We start from the raw sequence: 15,877 nt of genomic DNA on the forward strand, positions 1-15,877 counted from the left end.
CCACCATGTTCGACAGGCTCATCCATTTCTCCATCAAGAACCGCTTCCTCGTCTTCCTCCTCACCCTGGTCCTCGTCGGGTTCGGGCTGAATGCCCTGCGCACGTTGCCCATCGACGCGGTGCCGGACGTCACCAACGTGCAGGTGCAGATCCTCACCTCCTCGCCCGGACTCGGCCCCGTGGAGGTCGAGCGGTTCATCACCGTGCCCGTCGAGACGGCGATGAGCGGACTGCCGGACACCGAGGAGGTCCGCTCGGTCTCCAAGTTCGGCCTCTCCGTCGTCACCGTCGTCTTCCAGGACGACGTGGACATCTACTTCGCGCGCCAGCTCATCCAGGAACGCCTGGTGGCCGCGAGGGAGGGCATCCCGGAAGGTTATGGCTCCCCGGAGATGGGCCCCATCTCCACGGGCCTGGGTGAAATCTACCAGTTCGAGGTGAAGGGCGAGGGCAAGAGCCCCATGGAGCTGCGCAGCATCCTCGAGTGGCAGATCTCTCCGCGGCTGCGCGCCGTGCCGGGCGTCGTCGAGGTCAATGCCTTCGGCGGCGAGCTGAAGACCTATGAAGTGCAGGTGGACCCCGCCCGGCTCGCCTCCTACGGCCTGTCGCTGGAGCAGGTCTTCGCGGCCCTGGAGCAGAACAACGCCAACGCCGGCGGCGCCTACATCGCCCGGGGACCTGAGCAGGTGCTCATCCGGGGTGAAGGCCTCGTGGAGGGCCTGGAGGACCTCCGCGACGTCGTCCTCACCACCTCGGCGCAAGGCGTCCCCGTCTACGTCCGGGACGTCGCGGAGGTCGCCTTCGCGCCCCAGGTCCGGCAGGGCGCCGTCACGCGGGACGGCCGGGGCGAGGCCGTGACGGGCATCGTCATGATGCTCATCGGCCAGAACTCGCGCGAGGTGGTCAACAACGTCAAGGCGGAGGTGGAGCGGATTCGCCCCTCGCTGCCTCCGGGCGTCACCCTCGACACGTTCTACGACCGGACGGACCTGGTCCGTAAAACCGTTCAGACGGTGGCGACGAACCTCGTCGAGGGTGGCCTGCTCGTCGTCGTGGTGCTCTTCCTCATGCTCCGGAACCTGCGCGCGGGCCTGCTCGCCGCGACGGCCATCCCCCTGGCCATGCTCAGCGCCTTCATCGGCATGCGGGCCCTGGGCATCTCCGGGAACCTCATGTCCCTGGGGGCCATCGACTTCGGGCTCATCGTCGACGGCGCGCTCATCATCGTGGAGAACGCCGTACGCCACATCGCGGAGCGCAGCCACGAGCTCGGCCGGGCGCTGACCCGCGACGAGCGCGACGAGGTCGTCTACCGCAGCGCGGTGGAGGTGCGGCAGGCCGCCGCCTTCGGCGAAGTCATCATCGGCGTGGTGTACCTGCCCATCCTGGCCCTGAGCGGAATCGAGGGGAAGATGTTCAAGCCGATGGCCATCACCGTCATCTGCGCGCTGGCCGGGGCGTTCGTGCTGTCGCTCACCTTCGTCCCCGCGCTCGCGTCCGTCATGCTGCCCCGGAAGACGACGGAGACGGAGAGCTTCATCGTCCGAGCCGCGCGCCGCCTGTACGAGCCCGCGCTCTCGTGGTGCCTCCGGAAGCGAGGCGTCGTCGTGGGAGTCGCCGCCGCGCTGCTCCTGGCCAGCCTGGCCACCGCGCCCTTCCTGGGGGCCGAGTTCATCCCCCGGCTGGACGAGGGCGCCATCGCCATCCAGGCCTGGCGGGTCCCCTCGGTCTCCCTGGAGGAGTCCACGCGCCAGACGGGGCTCATCGAGAAGGCGCTCCAGCGCTTCCCGGAGGTCACCACCGTCGTCTCCCGCACGGGCCGCGCGGAGATCGCCACCGACCCCATGGGCGTCGAGATCAGCGACATCTTCGTCATGCTCAAGCCCCACGACGAATGGACGACGGCGAAGGACCGCGAGGGCCTCATCGCGCGCTTCGACGAGGTCCTGTCGAGGGAGGTCCCCGGCAGCCTCTTCAGCTACTCACAGCCCATCGAGCTGCGCGTCAGCGAGCTCATCGCCGGCGTGCGCTCGGACGTCGCCGTCAAGCTCTACGGCGACGACCTGGACGTGCTGAAGCGGACCGGTGACAAGCTGGTGGCGGCCCTGGCCCGGGTGCCGGGCGCCGCGGACGTCAAGGCCGAGCAGGTCGCGGGACTTCCCGTCGCGCGCATCCAGGTCGACCGGAAGGCCATCGCCCGCTACGGCATCAACGTCCGGCAGGTGCTGGACACCATCGAGACCCTCGGCGGAAAGGAGGTGGGGACGGTGGTCGAGGGCCAACGGCGGTTCGCGCTCCAGGTGCGCTTCGCGCCCGGCTCACGGACCAGCGTGGAGCAGCTCGAGGGCATCCGCGTGGCCAGCCCCACGGGGCAGCTCATCCCCCTCTCCCAGTTGGCCCGGATCGTCGTCGAGGAGGGCCCGGCGCAGGTGAGCCGGGAGAACATCCAGCGGCGGCTCACCCTCGAGGCCAACGTGCGCGGCAGGGACCTCCAGGGCTTCGTCACGGAGGCCCAACGGACGCTCGCGCGGGAGGTGGAGCTGCCCGCGGGATACTGGATCGACTGGGGAGGCCAGTTCGAGAACCTCCAGTCCGCCTCGCGCCGGCTCGCCTTCGTGGTGCCGCTCACCCTGGCGCTCATCTTCGTCCTGCTCTACACGACGTTCGACGCGGTGCGCCCCGCCCTGCTCATCTACCTCAACATCCCCTTCGCGATCACAGGCGGTCTGCTGGCGCTGCTGGCGCGCGGGATGCCCCTCTCCATCTCCGCGGCGGTGGGGTTCATCGCGCTCTTCGGCGTGGCGGTCCTCAACGGCCTGGTGCTCGTCGCCGCCATCCGCAAGCTGAGGCAGGAGGGCCGCTCGCCAGAACGAGCGGCCCATGACGCGGCCCATCAGCGCCTGAGGCCCGTGCTCACCACCGCCCTGGTGGCATCCCTGGGCTTCCTGCCCATGGCCTTCTCCACCGGCGCGGGCGCGGAAGTGCAGAAGCCGCTGGCCACCGTCGTCATCGGCGGCCTCTTCAGCTCCACGCTGCTCACGCTGCTGGTGCTCCCCACCGTCTACGCCTGGTTCGACCGGGGCACCCGGGAGCTCGCCCCGGCGCCTCCCGTGGAGCCCCCGGCGCCCGAGCGACACGCCCCGGTCGCCCAGGGCGGCGGCATGTAGACGGGCCTAGGCGCCGCGCTTCAAGCGCTCCACGTAGGCGGCCGGGAGCCCGGCCGCCTGAGCGCCGCGCACCAGCGCCTCCACGAAGCGCGGGCTCACCGGACCGTCGCCGGAGGCACGCCGCGGGTTCGTGACGAACGCGGTGGCCTCCACCTGCTCGCCGTTCACGAGGACCTTCACGGGGCGCTCCACGCACATCCCCGTCACGAAGCCTTCCTTGTGCTGGACGATGGGCCAGTCCTGCCCGCGAATCTCGAAGAGCCGGCCGAACACCCGGGCCCCCGGCGAGTCCTCCAGACCCGCCACGCGTCCACCCCACCAGCGCGAGGGGAAGTCGTAGACCAGGTCCACGTCCACCGCCTCGGCCAGCTTCCCCTCCGGCAGCTCGAAGAAGGCGTACGAGTGCTGCTGCTTCCACTCGTCGAACGCCGCCCGGTCCAGGATGGTGGAGTACGCGAAGTACAGCCGCGTCGCGTTCGGGTCCGCGCCCTCACGGGCCTTCATGACCTGATCATAGTGCGAGTCCATGTCCGCTCCCTTGCGCTACTTCTCGCCCCGCCGCCCGGCACCGTCGCGGAACACCGCCAGCACTCCGGAGACGTCCAGGCGCGAGGTCTTGATGAACAGCCGCAGCGCGCGCTCCACGTGCTCGGCCAGCGTGGCCATCTTCTCCAACCGCTCCAGGCGCTCGGCCGGGACGCTCCCCGCCGTCTCCGCCAGCCGCCGCGCCTCGGCGAGGTCCGCGCGGATGCGGGCCACGAATCCCGCCTCCCGCTCCTCGATGACGTGCCGGACCATCCGCACCAGGTCCGTCTCCGCCCCGTACCGCCACACCGTGTCCTGGGGCAGCCGGACCCGCTGGATGACCCCCCAGCGCTCCAGGTCCCTCAGCAGCATGGAGACGCCGCCCTTGGAGAGGTCCAGCTCGCGCTCGATCTCCCCCGCGGTCAGCGGCTCGCCCCGCAGGTACAGCAGCGCCCAGACCCGGCCCTGGTTGCGCTTGAAGCCCCAGAACTCGATGACGTTGCCCACCGCGTCCACCGCGATGGCTTCCCAGGGGGCCAGACGCCCCTCGCTCGGAGCGGCCTCCGTGCTCGTGCTCCCGTGTCCCCCCGTCCACAGGTAGCCCTTCATGCAGCGCGCCCTTGCACCTGCGCGGCGATGCCGGCGGACAGCTTGTGCGCCCAGTCCACCAGCTCCGCGCCGGCGGGCTCCTGGGCGAAGGAGCCCAGCTTGTCCAGGGCCGCCTCGATCTCCACGTTCATCCGCGCCATGGACGACTCCACCGCGCCGGTGGCCTCGATGGCCGCGCCAATCTCCTTCGTGCGCTCCGGGGTGATCACGCTGAAGGCCCACGCGTCCTTCAGCTTACGGCGCAGCGACTCGTCCTTCACCACCGCCAGCAGGATGGGCATCGACGGCGTGCGGGAGTGGACATCCGCGTAGCGCGGCTTGCCCGGGTCCGTGCCCAGGATGTCCCGGATGTCGTCGGCGATCTGGAACGCCACGCCCAGGTGACGGCCGAACCCGTCGAAGCGCGCCACCGCCTCCGGCTGGTCCGACAGCGTCGCCGCCGCGTGCCCGCACCAGCCGAACAGCGAGCCCGTCTTGCCCTCGGCGATGAAGCGCAGCCGGTTGAGCGGCAGGTCCAGGTCGCCGCGCGCCTCCACCTCCGCGATGGCCGCGCGGGTCATCTCCGCCACGACCGCCAGCGCCGACAGCGTCAGCCGCGAATCCAGCCGCGCCAGTTGGTGCAGCCCCGTCGACAGGATGAGGTCGCCGCTCATCACCGCCACGATGTTGCCCCAGCGCGCGTTCACCGTCGGACGGCCCCGGCGGAACATGCCCGCGTCCACCACGTCGTCGTGCAGGAGGCTCGCCGAGTGGATCAGCTCCGCCGCCACCGCCACGTCCACCAGCGGCTCCGCCGGCACCCCCACCGCGCCCCCGAACAGCCGCGCCAGCATGGGCCGCGCGCGCTTGCCACCACTGCCCAGGCACAGGTGACGGGCCGCCTCCATCAGCGTGTCACCCTTCACGTCCGGACCGGCGTCGCCATCCACCAGCGTGGTGCTCAACCGCTGCTCCACCGCCCCCAGAAAGTCCGTCAGCTCCCGAGCCAGATCCATGTGCGCCGTTCTCCTCACACGTTCATATAGTTCAAGACCGCTTGAACTGCACCTGATTCCAGCGCCCCCCTCCAGGCGGCCGGCCGGGCCGGGTCCGGCAGGGGGGCGGCCGGGCGGGCGTGGGGGGTTGTAGGTCGGATTGAGACCCCCGTGGGCGGCATGCGACAGACGGGAGCGTCCGTTCCTTTCGCAGCAAGGATTGCGTTGAGCCCCGCAGCCTTCCGTCGCTACGTCCTGAGCAGCTTCGCGTCGCTCGCCACGGCCGTGCCCCTGTTCCGCCCTGGCTCGTCGCTGCCGGGGGCCGCCGCGCCCCTGCTGGGAGCCCCCGCCGCGGATGCCCCGGCGGGGCCGGTCGTGGCGTCGCCCCGGCGGCTGCGGGGCTCGCTCGGCGCGTCGGTGGTGGAGGGCATGTTCGCGGAGATCTTCACCGCGTGCGCCGGGGCCACGGTCCTCACCGCGTGGGCCATCGCCCTGGGGTTGGGGCCCCTCCTCGTCGGGGTGATGACGGCGCTGCCCTTCTGCGCCCAGTTCGTGCAGTTCCCCGCGGCGTGGCTGACGTCGACGTTCGGACACCGCCGCGTGGCGCTCACCGCCGTGTGCCTGTCGCGCCTGGTGATGTTCCCGCTGGTGGTGGTGCCGTGGCTCGGGCTCTCCCTGACCGGACAGCAGCACCTGCTGCTGGGCGTGGCGGGCGCGTCCGCGGTGCTCGGGGTGGTGGGCAACAACGCCTGGGTGGCGTGGATGGGGGAGCTGGTGCCGCGTCCCATCCGGGGCCGCTTCTTCGGCCGCAGGACGGCGCTCACCACGCTCGCGGGGACGATCGCCTCGCTCGGCGCGGGCCTGCTGATGGACCGGCTGCGCCCGCCCACCGGCCCCGGGCTGGCGCTGCCGCTGCTCGCGCTCGTCGCCTGCGTCATGGGCGTGGTGACGACGCTGCTCATGGCCACGCAGCATGACCCGGCGCCGCCGGGCACCGCGCCCCGGCTGGAGCTGCGCGGCGCGCTGGTGCCACTGAAGGATCCCCAGTCCCGGCGGCTGCTGACGTACCAGGTGGCCTGGAACGCGGCGGTGGGCGTGTCCGCGCCGTTCTTCGCGCTGCACAGCCTCCAGAACCTCAAGATGACCTTCGTCATCATGGCCCTGCACGCCGCGGGCGTGGCCACCGTGCGCATCCTCACCGCGCCCTTGTGGGGCCGGATGATCGACCGGGTCGGCGCGCAGCCGGTGTTGATGGCGTGCTCGCTGGGCATCGGCGTCATCCCCGCGCTGTGGCTGCTGCCCTCGGCCGGGACGCTGTGGCCCCTGCTGTTCGACGTGCTGCTGGCGGGCGCGCTGTGGAGCGGCCATGGCCTGGCCATCTTCGCGCTGCCGCTCACCGTGGCGCCGCGCAAGGGCCGCCCCTTCTACCTCGCCGCGTTCGCCACCGCGGGCGGACTGGCCTACTCCGCCGCCGCCGCGCTGGGCGGCGCCATCGCCTCCGCGCTCCCCGAACAGTTCCTGCTCGGCGGCCTCCCGTGGGTGAACCTGCACGTGCTGTTCGTGCTGTCCTCCGTCGCCCGGCTGGCGGCGGGCATGCTCGCCACGCGCCTGCCGGAGCCCGGCGCGCGCCCCGTCACGTCCCTGGGCGCGCTCGTCGCGTGCCTGACGCCCCGGCCCACCGCGCCCGCGCTGGCCTCCACCTCACGCACCCAACCCCGGACTCAGACGCGGTAGCCGCGCACCACCTCCGCCACCCGTTCGGACAGCATGCGCAGGGACGCGGCCGAGTCCCCCGTCGTCGAGATGCGCTGCACCGTGTCCCCCATCAGCGAGTTCAGCTCATTGACCGCGGTGAAGATCTGCTCGATGCCCGTGGCCTGCTGGTTGACGGTGACGGCGATCTGCCGCGCGGCCGCGGTGCTGTCCTGGACGATGGTGGTGAGCTGCCGGAGCGTGTCGCCGGAGGCCCGCGCCTGGGCCAGCCCCGCGTCCATCCGCTGCGCGCCCGCGGTGGTGATCTCCATCGTCCCGGAGATGGCCTCGCCGATGTCCGCGAGGATCTTCCGCACCTGATGCGTGGCCCGGATGGACTGGTCCGCCAGGGCGCGGATCTCCCGCGCCACCACCGCGAAGCCCTTGCCATGCTCCCCCGAGCGCGCCGCCTCGATGGCCGCGTTCACCGCCAGCAGGTGGGACTGGTCCGCCAGGTCCTTCACCGTCTCCGTGATGCCGCCAATCTGCTGCGCCCGCTCCCCCAGCGCCATGATGCGCTCGGTGATCTGCTCCACCTGCGTGCGCAGGTCCACCAGGCCGTCGATGCTCGCCTGGACCGCCTCCTCGCCGGTGCGGCCCAGCGACTCGGCGCGCTCGGCCACCTGGATGACGGACTCCGCGGAGTTCGACGCGAGCAGCGCCGTCTGGCGGATCTCCTGCGCCGTCACCTGGGTCTCCTGGAGGGCGGCCGCCTGCCGCGACACCATCTGGTTCTGCTCGGCCGCCGAATCGTTCAGCCCCGCCACGGAGTCGCTGAGCAGCTCCGTCGAGGACTGGAGCTGGTGCAGCAGCGCCTTGAGCTTCGCCACCAGCAGGCCCACCGCGCGCGCCAGCTCGCCCACCTCGTCCTTCGAGTCCACGTGCACCGGCTCGCGCAGGTCGCCGTTCTCCGCGATGTATTGGACCGCGTTCTTGAGGTTGGTCAGGGGCGCCACCACGCGACGGCTCAACTGCCACGCGCCCCCCGTGAGCACCACCAGCGCCACCAGCGTCACCCACCGCAGGTTGGCGATGACCCCGACGATGCGCCCGCGCGCCTCCGTCCGGTTGAAGCCCACGTGGACGTAACCCAGTCCACCGGGGACCGCCGCCGCCATGTCGAGCAGCTCCACGTCGTCCGCTTGCAGCGGCGTGCCCTCCCTCACCGGCTTCAGCTCGAGGTGATGCTCTCGCAGCACGGCCGCGTGGGGGCCGGCCACCGCCTCCAGCGCGCCCTTCGGGTCCAACACCGCGACGTACGCCAGCGTCCCCTCCTGGGCCACCGCGTCGAGCGCCGCCTGGATGTCCGTCAGCTCGCCGTTGCGCAGCATCTCCGCCATGGAGGACGCGAGCGCCGTCGGCACCGCCTGGCTCATCTCGTGGCCCTGCTGCTCGAAGGCCTCGCGGATGCGCGGGATGGTGTACCCCAGGGACATCAGGGTGAAGCAGAGCGCCACCAGGACGGGCGCGAGGGTGATCTTCTGGGACAGTGAGATTCGCATCCGGGCACGCGGGAATGCAGGGCGCAGCCGCTCACGAGACAGCCGCGGCGCGCTCCATTCCGGGGACGAAGTCTGTATTGGAAAACCCGTGGACCATTCCAGCGAGTCACTCATTCTGGACGCGCATCTCTCGCGTGCGCAACTCCAGCGGGCCCGCGCGAAATGTACCGCAACACCACCTTCGTTTCAGGATGTGAACGGGTGCGTCGCGCGCGTCACCGACGACCCGGGTGCACGCGGCACGATGCGCACGAGCGTCACCAGGCGGCGGCGTGGATCCACCACGTGGTGCACGGTCAACTCATCCACGTCGAAGCTCGAGGGAGCGTCGGCGGGATGGGCCTGCGCGGCGATTCCCTCCAGGCACGCCTGGATGGCCCGGTAGCGCTCGCGTGTGAGGCGAGCGACCTGGCTCCAGGCCTCCGCGGAGATCTCCAGTGTGTATGGACGGTGGACGTTCCTCGGGGACTTCATCTCGACGCCCGCACGGAGCAGACCGCGTGCCAGCCGACCATTGAAGAAAATCGGACGGTTGGCTCCGCGCGAGCTTGCGAACCGGTAGGAACTCCCCGGCAACGACTGCCTTTTCTTCAGTGTCGCGTGTGCGAGCGCGCCTGGGTCGCGGGCTCTTCGCCCAGACACGCCAACGCCGCGAGCAACAGCGACTCGCACCCGAAGCGCAGGCAGTCGAGCGACGGGTCGAACTGGGGTGAGTGGTTCGACGGCAGGTGCTGGAGCTTCTCGGCCACGCTGCGCCCGGGCGCTCGCTTCCACGCCTCGTGGGACGTGCCGCCGAAGTACCAGTAGACGATGGGCACCTCCCCCCGGTCACCATGACGGACCTCGCCACCGAAGTACGGGAAGTCCTCGCTGCCGGCGAGCATCCCGGGGTCGAAGATGCGCTCCTCGCCGAACCAGGCGGCGTGCGCCGAACGGACGCGGGCGAAGTACGAGTCGTCGTTCACCATCACCCGCGTGCGGCTCATCACCTCGATGTCCGGAGGCCGCGGCGAGCGCCCCGCCTCGCACTCCGCCCGCGCCATGCGGGTGATGGCCTCGATGACCTTGTGCTGGAGGTCGTTGGTCGGCGTGCGCACGGTCAACTCGAGCACCGCCTCGTCCGGGATGACGTTGGATTGGCTGCCGGCGTGGATGTGGCCCACCGTGACGACGGCGCCGCCCTGCAGGACGTCCACCTCGCGCGAGACGATGGTCTGCAGCCGCGTCACCAGGTACGCGGCGATGACCACCGGGTCCACGGCGTTCTGGGGCTGCGAGCCGTGCCCGCCCTTGCCGTGGATGCGGATCCGCACGTTGGCGGACGCCATGGTCGCCGCGCCCGCGTGGTGGCCGATCATCCCCACCCCGAGCGGGCCCACGTGCTGCGCCAGGGCCACGTCCGGCCGGCCGAAGCGCTCGTAGAGCCCATCGCTCATCATCGCGCGCGCGCCCTGGAGCGTCTCCTCGCCGGGCTGCGCCACCATCATCAACGTCCCCCGCCAGTGCGGCCGGGAGGACGACAGCAGCTCCGCCACCCCCATCAGGCAGGTGATGTGCACGTCGTGCCCGCACGCGTGCATCACCGGCACCGTGCGCCCGTCCTGCCCCTTCACGCGAATCTGGCTCGCGTCCGAACGCCCCGTCTTCTCCTCCACCGGCAGCGCGTCCATGTCCGCGCGCATCAACACGGTGGGCCCCCGGCCGTTGCGCAGCACCCCCACCACCCCCGTCCGCCCCACCCCCGTCGTCACGTCATAGCCACACCGCTCCAACCACTTCGCCACCTTCGCCGACGTCTCGCGCTCGTGCATGGACAGCTCCGGGTGCGCATGCAGGTCCCGGTAGAACGCCTCCAATCTCGGACCGAGCAGCTCGTGCGCGGGAGTCAGTTGGGGCTTCCAGGCATTCATCCACTGGGCCTGGCGCGAGGTCTCCGTTACGTCCATTCCGCCTCCTCCAAAGTTGGGCGCGCGCAACATGGCCCTTGCCCGGCGAGGGAGTGCGCTGGAGACCCGGGTCGTGCGCGCCAGTGTCCGTGAGGAAACGGCACGTGAGCGCTCGTGCGCCTGCCTGTCGGGGTCGTGACGATGACGGGGGGCGCGAGGGCGATGGTCGCGGGTGGCTCGCTTCCCCACTTTCCCGGAGATGAAGCGTGAACTCCTGTGCCTGGGCCTCCTGCTCCCCCTGGGCGGCGCGCCCGCGGCGGCGCGAGCCTCGCCCTTCGAGCGCCCGCCGTCGCCGGCCCACCTGGACCGCCCGCTTCCCGACCCCCAGCCCCGCACGCTCGACCGCGCCCGCGAGGGCACGGCGCTTCACGACGCGCCCCGGATGTCGCTGCTCGACCTGGGGCACCGGGGCATCCTGTCGGCGGGGTTGCGACAGTTGCTGGACCTGCGCGTGGCGCTCACGGAGTGGCTGGACCTGACGGGCTACGCGCGGGTCCTCCCCGCGCTGGGGGCGCGGGCGGACGCGCTCCTGGTGGACGGCGCCACGCTGGAGCTCATCGGCGGGGCAGGCGGCGTGGTGCGACTCTCTCGCGACGACACGCGAGGCCCCCAGGTGTCCGTCCGCGGCCACTTCGGCTTCGCGAAGGGGCGCGAGGCCACCCTCCTCCCGCTGGTGGAAGCCATCCTCGACTCCCCCGGCGTGACGATGGAGCAGCTCGTCGAGGACGAGTTCGGGGAGTTCAGCTTCGTCCCGGAACAGGAGGCCACCGTGAACGGTGGCGTCTTCGTGGTCCAGGCGCTCAGCCCCATCATCTCCCTGCAGTGCGGCATGTCCGCGGAGTTCGCCTGGCAGAACCGACGCCCCTTCGACTCCATCGTCGGCGCGCGCCGGGGAGAGAGCACCCACGCGGTGCGCGTGTTCATGGCGCTCGCGGTGACGGCGGACCTGTCCCCGGCCACGGGTGTGCCCGTGGCGCTGATGGGGGAATACGTCTTCCGCACCGGCGCCCAGGAACGGGTGGGCGCGGACGACACGCTGCTCGAGGACAACACCGTGGGCCTCGGGGTCTTCTACTCCGGCCGCTCCGACCTCCAGGTGGGGCTCGGCGCCGTGGCGACCCTCGACGCCGAGCCGGAGCTCACCCTGGACGACGCCGGTCACCCCGTCGCCGGCCAGGTCCTGCTGCGCTACAACTGGTGAGGCCCGCGTCGGGGCGCGCGCTCAGTGCCCCGCGCCGCTCGTCGCCTTCAGGCCGACGATGGCGACCAGCAACATCCCCAGGAAGAGGGCGCGTGGCCCCGTGAGGGGTTCCTGGAAGAGGACCACGCCGAGGATGGCGGCGCCCAGCGCGCCGATCCCCACCCACACGGCATAGGCCGTGCCGATGGGCAGCGTCTTCGCCGCGTAGGACAGCAGGCCCATGCTGGCGACGATGGCCGCTCCGGTGAGGACGCTGGGCAGGGGACGGGTGAAGCCCTCGGTGTACTTGAGCCCCACGGCCCAACACACCTCGAGCAGCCCGGCGACGATGAGGAGGATCCACGCCATGACGTACGACTCCTGTGTGAGCGTCGTCTTGTCCTGACCGGGTACGGCGCACCTCGTCCGGGCACGGCGAGCCCACCCCGGGCGCGCCGCACGCGAGGCCTCATAGCGCCTCGACTCCCAGGTATCAACGCCTCCGCGCCCGCCGGATTCCCGGAAGGCCTGCTCCAATCCGGACACGACCCCGTCATCCCGGGGAGAGGCGGCCCTTCGGGCGCCTCGTCCCGTCCCCTCCCCGCGTCCCTAGGTTCCCCGGGACCTGGAGCGGCCCGTCGGTCGGCTCCCCAAGGAGGACCTCATGTCCCGATGGCTCGCCGTGTCCCTGGTGCTCCCCGCGCTGCTGCTCACGCCACCGGCCCGAGGCGAAGAACTCCATCAGGACATGTCTCCCACCGAGGGGTTCGTGCAGGAGGAGCCGTCCCTGGAGGGGCGGTTCGCCATCAACGTGGGCGCAAGCCTCGTCATCCCCATCTCCGACGCGAACAACCGCTTCGACGTCGGCTGGGGCTTCGTCGTCGGTGGCGCCTACAACTTCACGGACATGTTCAGCGTCCAGGCCGAGTACCAGTACAGCGACTTCGACGTGAAGGACAGCGCGCTCGCCCAGGAGGCCATCTCCGGCGACCACGTCCTCCAGTACGGCGACCTGAACGTCATCGTCAACCTGGTGCCCCGCAAGCGCTGGGGCATCTATCTGCTCGGCGGGCCCGGCATCTACTACCGCAAGGTGGAGCTGACTCAGTTCGGGGGCGCCGTGGTGGCGCCGGTCTGCGACCCGTGGCTGCTCGTCTGCTTCGACGACGTCGTCGCGGTGGACAACGTGCTCGGCTCCCGCAGCTCCACGGACTTCGGCCTCAACGGCGGCGTGGGCTTCACCTACCGCGTCTACGGCCCCATGCGCGTCTACGTGGAGGCCCGCTACCACTACATCTTCGGCCCGCGCTTCGACACGCCCACCGGCTCCCACCGGGCGAACGGCCAGTACCTGCCCATCAACCTCGGCCTGCGCTTCTGAGGAGCGGCTCCACGTCCGTCCGTCCCTGGAAGGCCACCATCCCGCAGGAGGGAGCGACGCATGCGAAGCCACGCGCGTCACGCCATGATTCTCGCAGGTGCCGTCGTCCTCGGGCTGGCGGTCTTCGCGTACGCCCAGCAAGGGGAGCCACCGCCGCAACCGCCGCCGCCCCAGCACGGCCCCATCGGCCGCGTCCTGGCCTACATGGACAAGGAGCCCTTCATCATCATGTTCCTCGTCATCGCCGCCGGCTATGCGCTCGGCGCGGTGAAGGTGAAGGGCATCGCCATGGGCTCCACCGCGGCCACGCTGCTGCTGGCGCTCGTCATCAGCTTCTGGGCCTTCCAGTCATACCACGTCCAGTACGCGCTGCCGGAGTTCACCAGCACGGTGTTCTTCAACCTCTTCATCTTCGCCATCGGGATGAAGGTGGGCCCCCAGTTCCTGGGCGGCATCCATCGCGAGGGCAAGCACCTCATCCTCCTGGCGTTGTTCGTGCCGCTGCTGTCGACGCTGCTCACCTACCTCTCGCGCTACGTCTTCCATCTGGCGCCGGGGCTGCTGGCGGGCATCGTCTCCGGCGCGAACACCGCCACGCCGGGCTTCGGCGCCGCGAAGGCCGCGCTCGACAGCGGCGCCTCGGCCATCCCACCCGACCAGCTCAAGAAGGCGACGGCCAACCTCACCACGTCCTACGCCTTCCTCTACTGCACCAGCATGGTGCTGTTCACCGTGATGATGTCCGTGATGCCGCGGCTCTTCGGCCGGAACGCCGTGGCGGACGCGAAGCAGATGGAGAAGGAGATGGAGGGCGAGGACACCACGCCGCTGCCGGGCACCGCCGACTCCTTCATGCGGGGCTACATGCCGCTGGACCTGCGCGTGTTCCGGGTGGAGAACCCCGCCCTGGACGGGCGCACCGTCGCGGACCTGGACCACGCGCATCCGCGCGTCGCCATCGAGCGCGTGTACCACGCGGGCCGCGTCTACAACCCGCCGCCCGACCTGGTGCTGCACCGGGGCGACGAGGTGGCCATGCTCGGCCCCGTCTCCCTGCTGCTCGCCGGCGGGCCCCACATCGGACCGGAGGTGGACGACTCGAAGCTGCGCAACGTGCGCTTCGACACGGTGGAGTTCATCGTCCACAACCCGGACGTGGTGGGCAAGACGCTGGGCGAGCTGGCGCTGCGGATGGGGCAAGGCATCTACCTCAACGCCATGTTCCGGGCCGGGGACCACGTGCCCATCAGCAGGGATCGCCTCGTGCGCAAGGGCGACGTGCTGCGCATCACCGGCAGCCCCCGGCGCGTCGCGTCGCTGCGCGACGAGCTGGGCCCGGAGGTGAAGCCCAGCATGTCCACGGACATCATCACCCTGGGGCTGGGCCTGGCCGCGGGCGCGCTGCTCGGCGCCCTCACCGTCCCCGTGTTCGGCATCAGGTTCAGCCTGGGGTCCGCCGTCGGCCTGCTCATCGTCAGCATCGGCCTGAGCATCCTGCGCACGCACAACCCCGCGCTGGGGGGACCGTTCCCGGAGTCGGCCCGTCAACTGCTGGAGGACATCGGGCTGAACGTCTTCATCGCCATCCTCGGGCTCAACGCGGGCGCGGGCGTCTCGGACGCCATCAAAGGGGGGCTGCTCGTGCCCACGCTCGTCATCGGCGCGGTCGCCGCCTTCGTGCCGCCCATCCTGGGCTGGGTCATCGGGCAGTACGCGTTCAAGATGAACAGCGCGGTGCTCATGGGCGCCATCTCCGGCGCGCGCTGCAACAGCGCGGGCATGCGGGCCTCCGAGGAGGCCGCCCAGAGCATCGTCCCGGCCATCGGCTACCCCGTCACCTTCGCCATCTCCAACCTGCTGCTGACCCTCATCTCCTACCTGTTCGCCCTCATGGGGTGAGCTGGAGGTCGCGTCGTGAGCCCTGCCCTGCCCTCCTGGAACGACGGTGACGCCCGGCGGGCGCTGCTGTCCTTCGTCGCCGCGGTGACCGCCGAAGGGAGCCCGACCTTCGTCCGCCCCGAGGACCGGGTCGCCGTGTTCGACAACGACGGGACGCTGTGGGCCGAACAGCCCATGTACGTCCAAGCCCGCTTCGCCATCGACCGGGTCAAGGCGCTCGCGCTCCATCACCCGGAGTGGCACGGACGGCAGCCGTTCAAGGCCGTCCTCGAGGACGACGCGGAGGCCCTCCAGGCGCTCAGCGAGCACGACGCCGCCGCGCTCGTGGTGGCGACCCACGCGGGGATGACCACGGGTGAGTTCAGGCGCCAGGCCCGCGAGTGGTTGGCCGCGGCCCGCCACCCGCGCTTCCAACGCCCGTTCACCCGCTGCGTCTACCAGCCCATGCTCGAGCTGCTCGACTACCTGCGCGAACACGACTTCGACCTGCACGTCGTCTCCGGTGGTGGCGTCGACTTCCTGCGCGCGTTCTGCGAGGAGACCTATGGCATCCCCGCCTCCCACATCATCGGCAGCAGCGGCAAGACGCGCTTCGAGCTGCGCGACGAAGGGCCCGTGCTGGTCAAGCTCCCCAGCCTGACCAGCCTCGATGACGGCGAGGGCAAGCCCATCAACATCCACCTGCACATCGGCAAGCGGCCGCTGCTCGCGTTCGGCAACTCGGACGGCGACCTCCAGATGCTCCAGTACGCGAGCGCGGACGGGCTCCCCCACCTGCGCCTGCTCCTGCACCACGACGACGCGGAGCGGGAGTACGCCTACGACCGCGACGCTCGCGCCGGAAGGCTGGACCATGCCCTCGACTACGCCGCGAGTGACGGGTGGACCGTGGTGAGCATGCGCTCGGATTGGAAGGACGTCTTCCCGGTCCAGTGACACCCC

General features: G+C 70.9%; 13 protein-coding genes and 1 riboswitch. Of the genes, 6 read left to right on the forward strand and 7 right to left on the reverse strand.

All coding sequences use genetic code 11. The features are described from left to right. Window positions 1-5 precede the first annotated feature (5 nt). Window positions 6-3,167, forward strand: a complete 3,162-nt coding sequence (locus LZ198_RS11230) for an efflux RND transporter permease subunit (RefSeq protein ID WP_253971914.1) — start codon at window positions 6-8, stop codon at window positions 3,165-3,167. Between the two features lie 6 nt (window positions 3,168-3,173). Here the strand turns inward: LZ198_RS11230 and LZ198_RS11235 are convergent, their stop codons facing one another. The 3 genes from LZ198_RS11235 to LZ198_RS11245 are packed head-to-tail and all read right to left on the reverse strand — an operon-like array spanning window position 3,174 to window position 5,296. Continuing rightward, entirely contained in the window at window positions 3,174-3,695 is a 522-nt protein-coding gene (locus tag LZ198_RS11235; RefSeq protein WP_253971915.1) for a gamma-glutamylcyclotransferase, read from the reverse strand. A gap of 15 nt (window positions 3,696-3,710) precedes the next feature. Continuing rightward, a complete protein-coding gene (locus LZ198_RS11240) occupies window positions 3,711-4,301 on the reverse strand; it encodes a GbsR/MarR family transcriptional regulator (RefSeq protein ID WP_253971916.1) in 591 nt (196 codons plus the stop codon). Beyond that, complete coding sequence (locus LZ198_RS11245) at window positions 4,298-5,296, reverse strand: polyprenyl synthetase family protein (RefSeq protein ID WP_253971917.1); 999 nt, start codon at window positions 5,294-5,296, stop codon at window positions 4,298-4,300. Before LZ198_RS11245 ends, LZ198_RS11240 begins: the two co-directional genes overlap by 4 nt. Window positions 5,297-5,500: 204 nt before the next feature. Here LZ198_RS11245 and LZ198_RS11250 point away from each other — a divergent pair, with 204 nt between their 5' ends. Next, window positions 5,501-7,009: an MFS transporter gene (locus LZ198_RS11250; protein WP_253971918.1), complete on the forward strand. Its 1,509-nt coding sequence runs from the start codon at window positions 5,501-5,503 to the stop codon at window positions 7,007-7,009. Here the strand turns inward: LZ198_RS11250 and LZ198_RS11255 are convergent. The 3 genes from LZ198_RS11255 to LZ198_RS11265 all read right to left on the reverse strand — a co-directional run bounded on the left by LZ198_RS11255 (window position 6,997) and on the right by LZ198_RS11265 (window position 10,475). After that, window positions 6,997-8,529: a methyl-accepting chemotaxis protein gene (locus LZ198_RS11255; protein WP_253971919.1), complete on the reverse strand. Its 1,533-nt coding sequence runs from the start codon at window positions 8,527-8,529 to the stop codon at window positions 6,997-6,999. The genes LZ198_RS11250 and LZ198_RS11255 overlap by 13 nt on opposite strands. Window positions 8,530-8,715: 186 nt before the next feature. Next, on the reverse strand, window positions 8,716-9,003 hold the full coding sequence (locus LZ198_RS11260; protein WP_253971920.1) for a hypothetical protein: 288 nt from the start codon (window positions 9,001-9,003) through the stop codon (window positions 8,716-8,718). 116 nt (window positions 9,004-9,119) lie between these two features. Further along, the gene (locus LZ198_RS11265; protein WP_253971921.1) at window positions 9,120-10,475 is read right to left on the reverse strand and encodes an amidohydrolase; all 1,356 of its coding nucleotides are present in this window, start codon (window positions 10,473-10,475) and stop codon (window positions 9,120-9,122) included. Between the two features lie 199 nt (window positions 10,476-10,674). Between LZ198_RS11265 and LZ198_RS11270 the strand changes: the two genes are divergently transcribed. After that, window positions 10,675-11,676: a hypothetical protein gene (locus LZ198_RS11270; protein ID WP_253971922.1), complete on the forward strand. Its 1,002-nt coding sequence runs from the start codon at window positions 10,675-10,677 to the stop codon at window positions 11,674-11,676. Between the two features lie 21 nt (window positions 11,677-11,697). Here the strand turns inward: LZ198_RS11270 and sugE are convergent, their stop codons facing one another. Further along, complete coding sequence (sugE, locus tag LZ198_RS11275) at window positions 11,698-12,024, reverse strand: quaternary ammonium compound efflux SMR transporter SugE (RefSeq protein WP_253971923.1); 327 nt, start codon at window positions 12,022-12,024, stop codon at window positions 11,698-11,700. A 17-nt stretch (window positions 12,025-12,041) separates the two neighbouring features. Further along, a riboswitch (guanidine-III (ykkC-III) riboswitch) is annotated at window positions 12,042-12,101 on the reverse strand. Between the two features lie 218 nt (window positions 12,102-12,319). Here sugE and LZ198_RS11280 point away from each other — a divergent pair. The 3 genes from LZ198_RS11280 to LZ198_RS11290 are packed head-to-tail and all read left to right on the forward strand — an operon-like array spanning window position 12,320 to window position 15,871. Next, on the forward strand, window positions 12,320-13,036 hold the full coding sequence (locus LZ198_RS11280; protein WP_253971924.1) for an outer membrane beta-barrel protein: 717 nt from the start codon (window positions 12,320-12,322) through the stop codon (window positions 13,034-13,036). A gap of 60 nt (window positions 13,037-13,096) precedes the next feature. Beyond that, a complete protein-coding gene (locus tag LZ198_RS11285) occupies window positions 13,097-14,935 on the forward strand; it encodes an aspartate:alanine exchanger family transporter (protein WP_253971925.1) in 1,839 nt (612 codons plus the stop codon). A gap of 15 nt (window positions 14,936-14,950) precedes the next feature. Further along, complete coding sequence (locus LZ198_RS11290; RefSeq protein WP_253971926.1) at window positions 14,951-15,871, forward strand: HAD family hydrolase; 921 nt, start codon at window positions 14,951-14,953, stop codon at window positions 15,869-15,871. Window positions 15,872-15,877 lie beyond the last annotated feature (6 nt).

This window comes from Myxococcus dinghuensis (assembly GCF_024198235.1).
GTDB lineage: Bacteria > Myxococcota > Myxococcia > Myxococcales > Myxococcaceae > Myxococcus > Myxococcus dinghuensis.

Excerpts from the sequence above, each read along its gene's own strand:
- LZ198_RS11230 (WP_253971914.1), top strand. The coding sequence starts at position 6 with ATGTTCGACAGGCTCATCCATTTCTCCATCAAGAACCGCTTCCTCGTC.
- LZ198_RS11235 (WP_253971915.1), bottom strand. The coding sequence starts at position 3,695 with ATGGACTCGCACTATGATCAGGTCATGAAGGCCCGTGAGGGCGCGGAC.
- LZ198_RS11240 (WP_253971916.1), bottom strand. The coding sequence starts at position 4,301 with ATGAAGGGCTACCTGTGGACGGGGGGACACGGGAGCACGAGCACGGAG.
- LZ198_RS11245 (WP_253971917.1), bottom strand. The coding sequence starts at position 5,296 with ATGGATCTGGCTCGGGAGCTGACGGACTTTCTGGGGGCGGTGGAGCAG.
- LZ198_RS11255 (WP_253971919.1), bottom strand. The coding sequence starts at position 8,529 with ATGCGAATCTCACTGTCCCAGAAGATCACCCTCGCGCCCGTCCTGGTG.
- LZ198_RS11260 (WP_253971920.1), bottom strand. The coding sequence starts at position 9,003 with ATGAAGTCCCCGAGGAACGTCCACCGTCCATACACACTGGAGATCTCC.
- LZ198_RS11265 (WP_253971921.1), bottom strand. The coding sequence starts at position 10,475 with ATGGACGTAACGGAGACCTCGCGCCAGGCCCAGTGGATGAATGCCTGG.
- LZ198_RS11270 (WP_253971922.1), top strand. The coding sequence starts at position 10,675 with ATGAAGCGTGAACTCCTGTGCCTGGGCCTCCTGCTCCCCCTGGGCGGC.
- sugE (WP_253971923.1), bottom strand. The coding sequence starts at position 12,024 with ATGGCGTGGATCCTCCTCATCGTCGCCGGGCTGCTCGAGGTGTGTTGG.
- LZ198_RS11280 (WP_253971924.1), top strand. The coding sequence starts at position 12,320 with ATGTCCCGATGGCTCGCCGTGTCCCTGGTGCTCCCCGCGCTGCTGCTC.
- LZ198_RS11285 (WP_253971925.1), top strand. The coding sequence starts at position 13,097 with ATGCGAAGCCACGCGCGTCACGCCATGATTCTCGCAGGTGCCGTCGTC.